Source organism: Massilia timonae (assembly GCF_001866515.1).
GTDB lineage: Bacteria > Pseudomonadota > Gammaproteobacteria > Burkholderiales > Burkholderiaceae_D > Telluria > Telluria timonae.
This window is the reverse complement of the sequence record NZ_JRYB01000001.1, coordinates 4960173-4975146: the sequence shown is the minus strand read 5'-3', so window position 1 is coordinate 4975146 and position 14974 is coordinate 4960173. Positions and strand designations below refer to the sequence as shown.

At 64.6% G+C, this 14974-nt stretch carries 10 protein-coding genes; 5 read left to right on the top strand and 5 right to left on the bottom strand.

Going from position 1 to position 14974, the window contains the following annotated elements; all coding sequences use genetic code 11:
- The first annotated feature begins 98 nt into the window (after positions 1-98).
- Entirely contained in the window at positions 99-3701 is a 3603-nt protein-coding gene (locus LO55_RS21055; RefSeq protein WP_071362988.1) for a hydantoinase B/oxoprolinase family protein, read from the top strand.
- A gap of 19 nt (positions 3702-3720) precedes the next feature.
- On the opposite strand, the gene LO55_RS21050 is transcribed toward LO55_RS21055, so the two are convergent.
- Positions 3721-4095 (bottom strand): hypothetical protein, encoded by a 375-nt coding sequence (locus tag LO55_RS21050; RefSeq protein WP_005671120.1) that lies wholly within the window; start codon positions 4093-4095, stop codon positions 3721-3723.
- A gap of 163 nt (positions 4096-4258) precedes the next feature.
- Between LO55_RS21050 and LO55_RS26745 the strand changes: the two genes are divergently transcribed.
- The gene (locus tag LO55_RS26745; RefSeq protein ID WP_177185557.1) at positions 4259-4570 is read left to right on the top strand and encodes a hypothetical protein; all 312 of its coding nucleotides are present in this window, start codon (positions 4259-4261) and stop codon (positions 4568-4570) included.
- Between the two features lie 6 nt (positions 4571-4576).
- Here the strand turns inward: LO55_RS26745 and LO55_RS21045 are convergent, their stop codons facing one another.
- On the bottom strand, positions 4577-6208 hold the full coding sequence (locus tag LO55_RS21045) for a tetratricopeptide repeat protein (protein WP_071362987.1): 1632 nt from the start codon (positions 6206-6208) through the stop codon (positions 4577-4579).
- Positions 6209-6418: 210 nt separating this feature from the next.
- Here LO55_RS21045 and purL point away from each other — a divergent pair, with 210 nt between their 5' ends.
- From purL to LO55_RS21030, 3 genes are all read left to right on the top strand, one after another.
- Complete coding sequence (gene purL / locus LO55_RS21040) at positions 6419-10438, top strand: phosphoribosylformylglycinamidine synthase (RefSeq protein WP_071362986.1); 4020 nt, start codon at positions 6419-6421, stop codon at positions 10436-10438.
- Positions 10439-10638: 200 nt separating this feature from the next.
- Positions 10639-11652: a hypothetical protein gene (locus LO55_RS21035; RefSeq protein ID WP_071362985.1), complete on the top strand. Its 1014-nt coding sequence runs from the start codon at positions 10639-10641 to the stop codon at positions 11650-11652.
- Between the two features lie 85 nt (positions 11653-11737).
- A complete protein-coding gene (locus tag LO55_RS21030) occupies positions 11738-12793 on the top strand; it encodes a S41 family peptidase (RefSeq protein WP_083415489.1) in 1056 nt (351 codons plus the stop codon).
- A 9-nt stretch (positions 12794-12802) separates the two neighbouring features.
- Here LO55_RS21030 and LO55_RS21025 read toward each other — a convergent pair whose 3' ends face one another.
- The 3 genes from LO55_RS21025 to LO55_RS21015 all read right to left on the bottom strand — a co-directional run bounded on the left by LO55_RS21025 (position 12803) and on the right by LO55_RS21015 (position 14946).
- Positions 12803-13189 carry a GNAT family N-acetyltransferase gene (locus tag LO55_RS21025; protein ID WP_229410203.1) on the bottom strand — a complete coding sequence of 129 codons (387 nt, stop codon included), beginning with the start codon at positions 13187-13189 and terminating at the stop codon, positions 12803-12805.
- 118 nt (positions 13190-13307) lie between these two features.
- Positions 13308-14084, bottom strand: a complete 777-nt coding sequence (locus LO55_RS21020) for a peptidylprolyl isomerase (RefSeq protein ID WP_071362983.1) — start codon at positions 14082-14084, stop codon at positions 13308-13310.
- Positions 14085-14166: 82 nt separating this feature from the next.
- Positions 14167-14946: a peptidylprolyl isomerase gene (locus LO55_RS21015; protein ID WP_071362982.1), complete on the bottom strand. Its 780-nt coding sequence runs from the start codon at positions 14944-14946 to the stop codon at positions 14167-14169.
- Positions 14947-14974 lie beyond the last annotated feature (28 nt).

The window sequence follows — 14974 nt, the reverse complement described above, 5'->3', positions numbered from 1 at the left end:
GGTCGTGAGGGACAGGTTTGATTGTCGTGCATTTCCGCCAACGTTGTCGCGCCGTCCGATCTACAATAGGCGTTTCACCGTTACAGCAGGAGCAAGGCATGGACTGGCAGTTCTGGATCGACCGAGGCGGCACCTTCACCGACATCGTGGCGCGGCGCCCGGATGGACAACTCGTCACGCACAAGCTGCTGTCCGAGAATCCCGAACAGTACCGCGACGCCGCCGTGGCCGGCATCCGCCACCTGCTGGGCGTGGCGGCGGGCGAGCCGCTGCCGGCGGCCAGCGTCGAAGCCGTCAAGATGGGTACCACGGTGGCCACCAATGCGCTGCTCGAGCGCAAGGGCGAGCCGACGGCGCTGGCCATCACGCGGGGCTTCCGCGACGCGCTGCGCATCGCCTACCAGAACCGGCCGCGCCTGTTCGACCGCCACATCGTGCTGCCCGAGCTGCTGTATGCGCAGGTGATCGAGATCGGCGAGCGCATGGGCGCCCACGGCGACGTCGTGCTGCCGCTGGACGAGGCATCCGCGCGCGCCGGCCTGCAGCAGGCCTTCCACGCCGGCCTGCGCTCGCTGGCGATCGTGTTCATGCACGGCTACCGCCATACAGCCCACGAGGCGCAGGTGGCGCGCATCGCGCGCGAGATCGGGTTTACCCAAGTGTCGGTCTCGCACGAGGTGAGTCCGATGATGAAGCTGGTCGCGCGCGGCGATACCACCGTGGTCGACGCCTACCTGTCGCCTATCCTGCGCCGCTATGTGGACCAGGTGGCGGGCGAGCTGCCGGGCGTGAACCTGCAGTTCATGCAGTCCAACGGCGGCCTGACCGATGCGCGCGCCTTCCAGGGCAAGGACAGCATCCTGTCCGGCCCGGCCGGCGGCATCGTCGGCATGGTGCGCGCCAGCCGGCTGGCCGGCTTCGAGCGCGTGATCGGCTTCGACATGGGCGGCACCTCGACCGACGTGTCGCACTTCTCGGGCGAGTTCGAACGCGTGTTCGAGACCCAGGTCGCGGGCGTGCGCATGCGCGCGCCGATGATGAGCATCCATACCGTGGCGGCCGGCGGCGGCTCGATCCTGCATTTCGACGGCAGCCGCTATCGCGTGGGGCCGGACAGCGCCGGCGCCAATCCGGGGCCGGCCAGCTATCGCCGCGGCGGACCGCTCGCTGTCACCGACTGCAACGTGATGCTGGGCAAGGTGCAGCCGAATTACTTCCCGCGCCTGTTCGGACCGGGCGGGGACGAAGCCCTCGATGCGGATGCGGTGCGGGCACGCTTCGACGAGATGGCGGACCAGATCGGCGCCGCTACCGGCGAACGTCCAGCGCCGGAAGCCGTGGCCGAGGGCTTCATCCAGATCGCGGTCGGCAATATGGCCAATGCGATCAAGCAGATCTCGGTGCAGCGCGGCCACGACGTCACCGACTACGCGCTCACCAGCTTCGGCGGCGCCGGCGGCCAGCACGCCTGCCTGGTGGCCGATGCGCTGGGCATGAAGACCGTGTTCATCCACTCGCTGGCCGGGGTGCTGTCGGCCTATGGCATGGGCCTGGCCGACCAGACCGCGATGCGCGAGCAGGCGGTCGAAGAGAAACTGTCGGATGCGGCGCGCGATGCGCTGGCAGCGCGCCTGTCGGCGCTCGGCGAGTCGGCGCGTGGCCAGTTGCTGCATCAAGGCGTGGAGCCTGGCCGCATCGCCCTGGTCGAGCGCGTGCACCTGCGGTACGAGGGCACCGATTCGGCGCTGGTGGTGCAGTTCGACGACGTGGCGTCGATGCAGGCGCAGTTCGAGCAGGCGTATAAACGCCGCTATTCGTTCCTGATGCCGTCGCGTGCGTTGATCGTCGAAGCCGTGTCGGTGGAAGCGATCGGGCAGTCCGATGCGCCGCCCGAGCAACCGGCAGGCGCTATGGCGAAGGAAGCTGCCCCGGCGCCGCAGGAAACCGTGCGCATGTACAGCGGCGCGCAGTGGCACGACACCGGCATCTACGCCCGCCGCACGCTGCAGCCCGGACACGTGGTGCGCGGCCCGGCGATCATCGCCGAAGACAATGCGACCACGATCGTGGAGCCGGGCTGGCAGGCGCAGGTCACCAGCTACAATCACCTGGTGCTGCAACGGGTGGAAGCGCTGCCGGAACGGCGCGCGATCGGCACCACGGCCGATCCGGTGATGCTCGAGATCTTCAACAACCTGTTCATGTCGATCGCCGAGCAGATGGGCTTGCGGCTGCAGAACACGGCTTATTCCGTCAACATCAAGGAACGCCTGGACTTCAGCTGCGCGATCTTCGACCACGACGGCAACCTGGTCGCGAACGCGCCGCACATGCCGGTGCACCTGGGCTCGATGGGCGAGAGCATCAAGACCGTGATGCGCGAGAATGCCGGTCGCATGCGCTCGGGCGACGTCTACGTGCTCAACGATCCCTATAACGGCGGCACTCATTTGCCGGACGTGACCGTCATCTCGCCGGTGTTCGACGAAGCGGGGCAGGAAATCCTGTTCTACGTCGGCTCGCGCGGCCACCACGCCGACATCGGCGGCACCACGCCGGGCTCGATGCCGCCCGACTCGGATCACATCGAGCAAGAGGGCGTGTTGATCAACAATTTCAAGCTGGTCGACGGCCTCGATGGCGTCCTGCGCGAGACGCAAGCGCGCGCGATGCTGCAAGGTGCGCGCTACCCGGCGCGGAATCCCGACCAGAACATGGCCGACCTGCGCGCCCAGGTGGCGGCGAACCAGAAGGGCGTCGAGGAGCTGCGCAAGATGGTCGCGCACTTCGGCCTGGACGTCGTGCGCGCCTACATGGGCCATGTGCAGGACAATGCGGAAGAAGCCGTGCGGCGCGTGATCTCGGCGCTCAAGGACGGCAGCTTCCACTACGAGCTCGATAACGGCGCCCACATCGATGTCGCAATCCGGGTCGACCAGGCCACGCGCAGCGCGCAGGTCGATTTCACCGGCACGTCAGGCCAGCTGCCGAACAACTTCAATGCGCCGTCGAGCGTGTGCATGGCGGCGGTGCTGTATGTGTTCCGCACGCTCGTGGACGACGAGATTCCGCTGAACGCCGGTTGCCTGAAACCGTTGAAGGTCATCATCCCGCCCGGCTCGATGCTCAACCCGCATTATCCGGCCTCGGTGGTGTCGGGGAACGTCGAGACCTCGACCTGCATCACCAACGCGCTGTACGGCGCGCTGGGCGTGATGGCGGCGGCGCAGGGCACGATGAACAACTTCACCTTCGGCAACGCGCGCTACCAGTACTACGAGACCATCTCCGGCGGCTCGGGCGCGGGCGAGGGCTTCGACGGCACCGACGTCGTGCAGACGAATATGACCAACTCGCGCCTGACCGATCCGGAGATCCTGGAATTCCGCTTCCCGGTGCGGCTGGAAAGCTACGAGATCCGGCACGGATCGGGCGGAGCGGGTCGCTGGCGGGGCGGCAATGGCGGCGTGCGCAAGGTGCGCTTCCTGGAGCCGATGACGGCGGCGATCCTGTCCAACAACCGTATCCATGCGCCGTTCGGGATGGCGGGCGGGGAGGCGGCCCAGCGCGGGCGCAACCGCGTCGAACGTGCCGATGGCCAGGTCGAAGAGCTGGGCCATATCGGCAAGACCGATATGGGCGTGGGCGACGTGTTCGTGATCGAGACGCCGGGCGGGGGCGGGTACGGGGAACCTGCCTGATCCGATTTGCCCGGTTTGCTCAGCGCCGCTGGTGACCGCGACCGTGGCCGCCGTGGCGGTGGCCGCCATGTCCGCCATGGTGGCCACGCCACCCGTGGCCGCCATGATAGTGGCCCCTGCCGTGGTGATGGCCGTGCCCGTAGTGGCGCGGGCCGCGGTCGTAGTACGAGAAGCCCAGGCCGAGCGTGACTGGCGGATAGGCGTAGGCAGGACTGCTGTAGGGATAGGCGCCGTAATAGGGATAGGCCGAATAGCTGGAGTAGCCATCAGCGGGCACGTAGGCGCCATCGTAGGTCGCATACGGAGGTCCGTAGGCCACGCAGCCTCCGAGACCGCATGCCAGCAAGAGCGAAAAAGTCAGGCGTTTCGCCGCGCCTTTGATCTGCAAGTTCATGGCAGACCCTCATCGGGGACGATGATTCATTCTAGTCCCTTGCCGGACGGGCGTTGGCGGTGGAGTTGTAAGGAATTGCTACGACGATAGGGGCGGCGGGCCGGGAAGGCGATGATTTGAACTCAGCCGCACCGATAAACGCTTCCGGACATAGAGGAAATGCATGTCGCAGCAATCAATCCCACGATTCGCTCTGCTCGCCGTATGCGGCTTGTTGGGTGCGTGTGGCACTACGAAGCCTGAAATGCCGTCTGCGGCCAATGCGGGTGCCCGGGCGCCCGGCGCTGCAGCACCGCTCGCCATGGTCGGCGTTGCCTGGGACAACTTCAATCACCGTGGCAATATGTGGGCGTGCCGGGACTTGGCCAGTGGCGAGATCGTCTCGACCAGCATGTGTCACGGTCTGGTCAAGGACGACCGCCATTGGCCGGGAATGGCCGTCCCATCCAGTTATCGCGGCATGCCCGACCCGTGATGTAATCTAGACAGTGGCAATACCATACTTCCTGCGCGCCGCCTGATACTCATCGGTCAACGCCACCAACCTTGGATGTTGCGCATCCTGCGCCCGAATCCCTTCCAGCAGCTGGGCCGCCGTGTCGCCCAGCGGGTGATCCCACCCCAGCTCGTTCACCTGGCGCAGGATGCCGCCGGCGGTGGCCACCATCACCTGCAGATTGTGCGGCGCGATGTGCAGCGCTTCGAGCAGGGTCTGCACCGCGCCGCGCACGTCGCCCATATTGCGCTTCTCGTCGGCCACGCCGAGCAGGATCTGCGCCTGCGCCCGCAGTTGCTGGCCCATGCCCTCGACCATGTCGGTGCGGCCGGCATTGACGAACACGTGCATCGCCTGGTCGACCGAGACGCCGCTGCCTGACTCGTTCATCACCGTCAGCATGACGTTCGAGGCCTGCTCGTCCAGCTGGTGATCCAGGCACGCCTTGGCCAGGTCCATGCGCAGGCCGGGCGAGGTCGCGCCGCCGGCGCGCACCGCCGTCACCGCCGCCTGCAGCTCGGCGATCGCGGCGCCGGCGTTGCCGCTCTTGTCGAGCACGAGCGAGTTGGCATAGGCGCGGCAGGCGTCCGCCGCCGGGTTGCCGCGCATCGAGCGCTCCAGGTCGCGCACCACGCCGGTCGCGCCGAGCAGGTCGTCGCGCGTGACCAGCGCCTTGACCAGGTTGACGTGGTCTTCGGGATTGCGAAACTCCGAATAGCGGGCCTTGGTCACCACCTGGCGGAACGATTTTTCGGCGCCATCGACGTCGCCCGCCGCGAGCGCCACTTCGCCGAGTTTGCGCAGGCGCCGCACCACGTGCGGCGAGATCGCCACCGCGTCTTCGAGCACCTTCTTGGCCAGCTCCGGCTCGTGGCTCGCCTCCAGGCAGCGCGCCAGCAGGTCGTAGCCGGCCATCAGGCGCGGATTGGCGGCCAGCAGTTCTTCGAGGATGGTGCGGGCGTCGTCCACCTGGTCGAGCGCGAACAGGGCGCGCGCCATGCCCAAAGCCGCCCAGCCGAGAGGACGCTCGGCCAGCACTTCGCGGTAGACGGCGGCGGCCTCGTGGTGCTCGTTCAGGCTCGTGTGCAATTCGGCGCGGATGCGGGCGAAGTCGGCGCCATAGCGCGGTTGGGCGCCAGCGCCGTCGCGGCAGGCGGCGATCGCTTCGCGCGGCTTGCCCTGGGCCGCCAGCTGCCAGGCCGGGAGCAGGGCGGCGCGGCGCTCCAGTGCGCGCTTGATGCGCCCGCTCAGCATCTCCACGGTGAAGGGCTTGAGGACGTAGTCGGTCGGCGTCAGTTCGGCCGCGCTCACCACCTTGTCGTGGACGCCCTCGGAGGTGAGCATGATGAAGATCGTCGACGCCGAGATCAGGCGGTGGTGGCGCAGGTCTTCCAGCAACTGCTGGCCGTCCTGGCCTTCGCCGCTGCCGCCGGCCAGGTCGTACTCGCACAGGATGACGTCGTAGGCGCGCCGCTGCAGCTGGCGGATGGCCGTGTTGGCGTTGATCGCATACTCGACCTTGTTGATGCCCGCCAGGTTCAGCATGTTCTGCAGGCTGGTGCGCATTCCCGGGTTCGGGTCGACCACCAGCACCGCCAGGTTTCCATTCTCTTGCATCGTCGCTCTCGTCCAGGTCATCCGGCGCCACGCGGAAGGGGCGCGTTTAAATATTGTCTACCGTAAAGATACCGGCAAGTTTCAATCCGATCAAGGAAACTGCAGTGCCATATTGTCAGTCGGCCGAGGGCCCGACCATAGTGCAACACTGTATAATAGCGGGCTATCTTCCACCCTAGCAGCCACGCTGCATCAACGACTGTCCAAGCCATGTTGATTCTGCCGGGTTCCAATGCCCTGTCCGCCTTCCGTAGCCAACGCCTCCTGAGCCAACTGCAAGCCGTCGCCCCGTCGATCGCCGCCGTCCAGGGACGCTTCTACCACTTCATCGACACCAGCGCGCCGCTCTCCACTGACGATACGCAACGTCTGTCGGCCATGCTCACCTATGGCGAGCCGGCGGCCGAAACGCTGTACGAGGGCGTGACCGAGGAGTTCTTCGTCATTCCGCGCCTGGGCACGATTTCGCCATGGGCCTCGAAGGCGACCGACATCGCCCACAACTGCGGCATGGCTCACGTGCACCGCATCGAGCGCGGCGTCGGCTACACCGTGGTCCTCAAGAGCGGCATCCTGGGCAGCAGCATCGGCGCCGCCAAGAAGCTCAGCAGCGAGGAACTGGAAGTCGTCAGCGCGCTGCTGCACGACCGTATGACCGAATCGGTGCTGCGCAGCGCCGACGACGCCCAGCACCTGTTCAACGAACTCGAAGGCAAGCAGCTGGAAAGCATCGATGTGCTGGGCGATGGTCGCGACGCGCTGGTGCGCGCCAACACCGAACTCGGCCTCGCGATGTCGGAAGACGAAGTCGACTACCTGCACGACGCCTTCACCAAGGCGCAGCGCAACCCGACCGACGTCGAGCTCATGATGTTCGCCCAGGCGAACAGCGAGCACTGCCGCCACAAGATCTTCAACGCCGACTGGATCATCGACGGCGTCAAGCAGGACAAATCGCTGTTCGGCATGATCAAGAACACGCACCAGTTGAATCCGCGCGGCACCGTGGTCGCCTACAGCGACAACTCGTCGATCATCGAAGGCGCCACCGTCACCCGCTTCTTCCCGCGCGACGGCCAGGAATACGGCGCGTCGACCGAGCTGGTGCACACCCTGATGAAGGTCGAAACCCACAACCACCCGACCGCGATCTCTCCGTTCCCGGGCGCCTCGACCGGCGCCGGCGGCGAGATCCGTGACGAGGGCGCGACCGGCCGCGGCGCCAAGCCGAAGGCGGGCCTGACCGGTTTCACGGTGTCGAACCTGCTGCTGCCCGACGCCCAGCGTCCGTGGGAAAACGCATCGGACGTGACCAAGGGCGAGCGTCTTGACGCCGTCTACGGCAAGCCGGAGCGCATCGCCTCGCCGCTGCAGATCATGATCGACGGTCCGATCGGCGGCGCCGCCTTCAGCAATGAATTCGGCCGTCCGGTCCTGGGCGGCTACTTCCGCGCCTACGAGCAGAACGTCGGCGCCGCGAACGCGGTCTACGGCTACCACAAGCCGATCATGATCGCCGGCGGCATCGGCAACATCTCGGCCCGGCACACCCACAAGGACGAGATCCCGGTCGGCAGCCTGCTGATCCAGCTCGGCGGCCCGGGCATGCGCATCGGCATGGGCGGCAGCGCCGCCTCGTCGATGGCGACCGGCACCAACACCGCCGACCTGGACTTCGACTCGGTCCAGCGCGGCAATCCGGAGATGGAACGCCGCGCGCAGGAAGTCATCAACGGCTGCTGGCAGCTGGGAGAGGACAACCCGATCATCTCGATCCACGACGTCGGCGCCGGCGGCCTGTCGAACGCCTTCCCCGAAATCGTCAACGACGCCAAGCGCGGCGCGATTTTCGACCTGCGCAAGGTGCCGCTGGAAGAGAGTGGCTTGGCGCCAAAGGAAATTTGGTCAAACGAGTCGCAAGAGCGATATGTGTTGGCAATTTCGCCTGATGACCTTACAAAATTTGCATCGCTGTGCGAGCGTGAGCGCTGCCCGTTTGCCGTGGTCGGCACCGCCACCGAAGAGCGCCAGCTGAAGCTGATCGACCAGCAAGAAGGTAATTCGCCGGTCGACATGCCGATGGATGTGTTGCTCGGCAAACCGCCGAAGATGCTGCGCGACGTCGAACACGTCCAGCACGTCTTCCCGCCGGTGGACCTGACCGGCATCGAGCTGCCGGAAGCCGCGCGTCGCGTGCTGCTGAACCCGGCCGTGGCCGATAAATCGTTCCTGATCACCATCGGCGACCGTACTGTCGGCGCCACCAGCGTGCGCGACCAGATGGTCGGCCCATGGCAGGTGCCGGTCGCCGACTGCGCCGTCACCGCGATGGCCTTCGAAGGCTTCGTGGGCGAGGCGATGGCGATGGGCGAGCGCACCCCGCTGGCCGTGATCGACGCCGCCGCCTCGGGCCGCATGGCCGTCGGCGAGGCGATCACCAACATCGCCGCCGCCGCCATCGACGACATCTCGGACATCAAGCTGTCGGCCAACTGGATGGCCGCCTGCGGCCAGCCTGGCCAGGATGCGGCGCTGTTCGACACCGTCAAGGCGGTCGGCATGGAACTGTGCCCGGCGCTGGGCGTGTCGATCCCGGTGGGCAAGGATTCGCTGTCGATGCGCACCACCTGGAACGACGAAGGCCAGAACAAGGCCGTCATCTCGCCGGTGTCGCTGATCGTGTCGTCGTTCGCGCCGGTTACCGACGTGCGCCGTTCGCTGACCCCGCAACTGCGCACCGACAGCGGCGAAACCTCCCTGATCCTGATCGACCTGGGCCGCGGCAAGAACCGCCTGGGCGCCTCGATCCTGGCGCAAGTCACCCAGCAACTGGGCGACTCGGTGCCGGACGTCGATTCGCCGCAAGACCTGAAAGCCTTCTTCGTCGCGATCCAGCAGCTGAACAAGGACGGCAAGCTGCTGGCCTACCACGACCGCTCGGACGGCGGCCTGTTCGCCACGCTGACCGAGATGGCCTTCGCCGGCCGCACCGGCGTGTCGGTTAACCTCGACATCCTGACCATGGAAGGCGAGCACGCGTCCGACTGGGGCGACGCCAAGAACTGGGCCGGCCAGGTGGCCGAGCGCCGCAACGAGATGACCCTGCGCGCGCTGTTTTCCGAAGAGCTGGGCGCCGTGATCCAGGTGCGCGCGGACGACAAGAGCGCGGTGATGAACGTGCTGCGCGACCAGGGCCTGGGCGCCTGCAGCCACATCATCGGTAAGCTCAACGACCGCGGCGCGATCGAGTTCACCCGTGATGCGAAAGTGATCTACAACGAGTCGCGCAGCAGCCTGCACCGCCTGTGGAGCGAGACCAGCTGGCGCATCGCGCGCCTGCGCGACAACCCGGCGTGCGCCGATTCGGAATACGACCGCCTGCTGGACGAAACCGACCCAGGCATGCAGCCGAAGATCACCTTCGACCTGGCGGACAATGTCGCGGCGCCGTTCATCGCGACCGGCGTGCGCCCGCGCGTGGCGATCCTGCGCGAGCAGGGCGTCAATTCGCATATCGAGACTGCGTGGGTGATGCACCAGGCCGGCTTCGCCGCGATCGACGTCCACATGAGCGACCTGATCGCCGGCCGCGCCAAGCTGGACGACTTCCACGGCATCATCGCCGTCGGCGGCTTCTCGTACGGCGACGTGCTGGGCGCGGGCGAGGGCTGGGCCAAGACCATTTTGTTCAATCCGCAGCTCTCGGAGCAGTTCGCGAAGTTCTTTCAGCGCCAGGACACCTTCGGCCTGGGCGTCTGCAACGGCTGCCAGATGATGAGCAACCTGAAATCGATCATCCCGGGCGCGCATGCGTGGCCGAAGTTTACCCGCAACAAGTCGGAGCAGTTCGAGGCGCGCTTCGGCATGGTCGAGGTGCTGGATTCGCCGTCGATCTTCTTCGCGGGCATGGCCGGCACCCAGGCGCCGATCGCCATCGCCCACGGCGAAGGCTTCGCCGACTTCTCGCTGACCGGCGACCTGAGCGCGGTCAACCAGTCGATGCGCTTCGTCGACAACCGCGGCCAGGCGACTGAGGTCTATCCGTTCAACCCGAACGGCTCGCCGGGCGGGCTGACCTCGGTCACCACCGATGACGGCCGCTTTACTGTGCTGATGCCGCACGCCGAGCGCGTGTTCCGCGCCGCGACGCATTCGTGGGCGCCGGAATCGTGGGGTGACGAGTCGCCGTGGATGCGCATGTTCCGCAATGCGCGCAAGTGGGTTGGCTGATCGGTTTAACTGATATGGAAAACGCCTCTTCGGAGGCGTTTTTATTTGGTCCGCTTACTTTCTCATTTCCAATTCCGGAACTCACGGGAATTTGGCATTCTGGGGCTTATTCAAGGTGGGTAATTTTATCTACTAACATTTCTGGCAGATGTTCGAGCATGCTTCTATGAAATAATCTGGATTTTAGCCCGGAGATCCAGATGTCTGTTTTGTCGATTATCGCGTCGAATATCCCTGCGGCTACAGCAACATTTGTCACGGCAGTGACGGCTTTGTTCGCCGCGCTCAAATATTACTCTGACAAAGCAGCCAAGGTTACCGAGTTCAGGAAGGCATGGGTTGAATCACTCCGGCTGGCGGTCGCGGAGTTTGGCGGCAGCATCCATTTGATTGTCGGAAGGATTTCGATCAAGTCAAAAGCGACCCCCGCCCCGGTACCGGCTAAAACTCCTTCAAAGTCACTTGAGGAAGAGCTTGCCAGCGAACTCCTTCCGTATTGGTCCAAGCTGAGGGTGTCGTACAACACCATTATCCTTCACTTGAACCCAGCAGAACACGAGTCTTATTTAATCGCCGAGAGGGCGGTGTCCGAATCCTGGCAGAGTAAGTTCCCACAAGGGACGAAAGACGCGCAAGTTTTCCGCTTCCTGTGCTGGTGCTTGAGCTTGGCGGATGCGCGAATTGGCGAGGTTCCGAGGCATCGGAAATCGCGTTGGAACCGAAGGCAGAAATTTAAAAAACTCCCGTCCGCTGAGCAAGTTACCGTCGCTGCGTTAACGACAGCGCAAGAGAAACTGCGAGAATCCTGTACCGATTTCGGCTCGATCCTGCTGCTTGCGGCATTCGCAACGCGTCAGCTGGCGCACGGCGACTATAAGACCGTGTTGAAGCATTATCCGGAGATTGAGCGTGGGATCCGTATAGTCGATACCGCTGCTGCGAACGTCGTGAAAGGCGTCTGGGAAGATGTCAAGAGAGGCGAGCCTAGTTCCCGGTGGGCGGGTCTCAGCGCATTAGGCATCTCGGTCCTTCTCATCGTCAGTATCGTCATCGGGCTAGTGTTGGCGCCAAAACAAAATAGTAGCTCATCAGGGACCAACTTCAATTTTTATCTTAACGACAAGCAGGTTGGAACTGTAGGTGGAAGAACTGATGCCGCTCATCCGTCAATAACGGTGAAGGTCACGGATCGAGCGTCAGGTCTGACCGTTTGATGCAGCAATCATAAACGCCTCTCCTGAGGCGTTTTTTTCGCCGGCGCGATATACACTGTGTCGAACTCAACAAGGATTGGAGACCATGAATATGTTCGTCGTTCGTCCCTTATGCGCACTGATCATGGTTCTTTCCACTGCCGCGAACGCGGCTCCCGACGGTATCCGGGTCGACGCCGCGACTCGCGCCGGCGTCGTCCGCGAGCTGGCCCAGGCGATGGACGAGCAATACGTTTTTCCGGACAAGGCGAAACTGGTCGTCGAGCGCCTGGAGGCGAAGGAGAAGAGCGGCGCGTATACTGACATAGCGACGCTGGAGGAGTTGGCGCGCGTCCTGAGCGCCGACCTGCGCGAGTCAACCAGGGATGGCCATCTGAGGGTCAGGGTCAGTGTCCAGCCGCTCCCGGACATTCCTCCCGAGCCGACGCCCGAGATGGAAAAGATGATGTTTGAGCACGACAGGGCCTCGAACTTCGGCGTGCGCAAGATCGAGACACTGCCGGGGAACATCGGCTATATCGACCTGCGGACGTTCGCGTCGGTCGACTTCGCCAGGGACATCATCGGCGCCGCGATGCAGGTGGTCGCCGACACCGATGCCCTGATCGTCGACCTGCGCAGTAACGGCGGGGGCGACGCGCAAACGGTCGCCTTCATGTCGAGCTATCTGTTCGACAAGCGCACCCACCTCAACGACCTGGTCTGGCGCGAGGGTGGGCTCCGCGAGTCGTTCTGGACCCAGGACGAGGTGCCGGGCAAGCGCTTCGGGGGGCAGAAGAAGATCTATGTCCTCACCAGCAAGAAGAGTTTCTCGGCTGCGGAGGAATTCGGCTACAACTTGCAGCAGCTGAAGCGTGCAACGCTCGTCGGCGAGACGACCGGCGGCGGCGCGCATCCAGGCGGCGTGCGTCGCCTGCATCCCCATCTCTCGGTCTTCATTCCGAGCGGCCGGGCGGTCAATCCGATCAGCAAATCGAACTGGGAAGGCACGGGCGTGATCCCGGACGTGCCGGTCGCGGCGGACGAAGCCTTGCGTACGGCCCAGCGCCTGGCATTGAAGGCGCTGCTGGAGAAGCCGCGCGACGCCATGCATGCCGACCTGCTGCGCAAGCGCCTGGCCGAAGTCGACAAGCAGGGATAGGGCTGGTACTCAGGGTATCGGACGCGCCAGGGTGTAGCGCACGTCGGCAGCGCCGGCGTCGCCCCTGGTCCAGCCCTGGCGCGCATAGAACAGGTCGGCCCGCGTGCCGGCGCCCGTGTCGAGCGTGATCTCGGCGAAGCCCAGCTCGAACAGCCACGCCGTCGCCAGGCCGAGCAGGGCTTTCGCCAGCCCCTTGCCCTCGTGCGCGGGATCGACGAACAGCGCCCAGATCGAGCCATCGAGCCGGTTGGCATAGCTGAACGCGACGGTGACGCCATCGACCTGCGCGATCCAGCCGCGGCCATCCTTTCCCAGGAAATCTTCATACATCCGTGGCGTGACCCGCGCTGGGTCGCGCAACCGGTTCTCGGACACCGATAAACGGACGCGGGACATCTGCGGGATATCGGCGGCGGTCGCACGCCGGAAGACGGGAAGAGATGAGCGCATTCGTACTCGCACAAAAGAAAAGAGCGCCCCCACAGGAGCGCTCTTCGAGACGGCTGGACAGCGATTACTGCACCTTGGCCTTCTTGACCAGGCTTTCGCGGTAGGCAGCCAGCTGACGCTGCTGCAGGCCTTCCGCGACTTGCTGCTTGACTTCTTCCAGCGGCGGAACCTTGGTCGCGCGCACGTCTTCCAGCTTGATGACGTGGAAGCCGAACTGCGACTTGACCGGGGTCTCGGTGATGGCGCCTTTTTGCAGGGCGACCATGGCTTTCGAGAACTCAGGCACGTAGGTCGCCGGGCTTGCCCAGCCCAGGTCGCCGCCGTTCTGGGCGCTGCCGTCCTTCGACTGCTTGGCCAGTTCTTCGAACTTGCCGCCGGCCTTCAGCTTGGCGATGATGCCCTTGGCGTCGGCTTCGGAATCGACCAGGATGTGGCGGGCGTGGTATTCCTTGTCGCCGATCATGGCCTTCTGCTTGTCGTACTCGGCCTTGATCTCGGCATCCTTGACCGGGTTCTTCTTGACGTAGTCGGCCAGCATCGCATTGATGATGATGCTCTGGCGGGCGTTGTCGATGGCCGATTTGACGTCGGCGCGGTTGCCGATGTTCTGCTTGTCGGCTTCCTGGATCAACACTTCACGGCTGATCAGGTCTTTCTTGATCGCATCGCGCAGCTCAGGGGAATCGGTGGCGCGGCCCTGGGCGACGACTTGCTTGACCAGCTGGTCGACCCTCGCTTGCGGGATCGCCTTGCCATTGACGGTTGCAGCGTTTTGCGCGAGTGCAGGCAGGGCAACCAATGCGGTCATGGCTAACAACAGGCGGGCTGGCTTCAAAATCATTGTTGAGATCCTATATAAACACGAAAAGTATCGCCGCAGGCGACGAAAGCCGGCGCATGCTCAGCGCCGGCGACAGCACATATTACTGCACCTTTGCCTTTTTGACCATTTGCTCCTGGTAGTCACGCAGCTTCTCTTGCGCCAGGGTGTCGGCGATCTGCGGCTTGACTTCTTCCAGCGACGGCAGCTTGACCGCGCGGGTGTCGTCCAGCTTGATCACGTGGAAGCCGGCGTTGGTCTTGACCGGCACGTCGGTGATCGCGCCTTTCTGCAGCTTGGTGAAGCCGGCCGAGAATTCCGGCGGCAGGGCGTTCGGGGTCACCCAGTCCAGGTCGCCGCCGTTGCTGGCGGTGCCGGTGTCCTTCGAGGTCTTGGCCAGGTCTTCGAACTTGGCGCCGCCTTTCAGCTTGCCGATGGCCGCCTTGGCTTCGTCTTCGGTCGTGAACAGGATGTGGCGCACATGGTATTCCTTGTCGCCGGTCTGCGCCTTGAACTTGTCGTACTCGGCCTTGATCTGGGCGTCGCTCACCGGGTTCTTGGTGATGTATTCGCGGGCCAGGGCGTTGACGACGATCGACTGACGGGCATTGTCCAGCGCTTCACGCACTTCGGGCTTCTTGTCGTAGCCTTGCTTGACGGCTTCTTGCATCAGCACTTCGCGGGCGATCAGGTCGTTCTTGACGGCTTCGCGCAGTTGCGGCGAATCCTGGCCCTGGCCCTGGGCCACGACCTGCTTGACGACGGCATCGGCGCGCGACGAAGGGATCGCCTTGCCGTTCACCACTGCGAGGTTCTGGGCGAAAGCGGGAGCCGACGCAACGGCGACAAGGGTTAACAGCAGGCGAGCTGGCTTAAAGGTCATGTGTGTTCCTGTAGCGGGGATAGTTGCT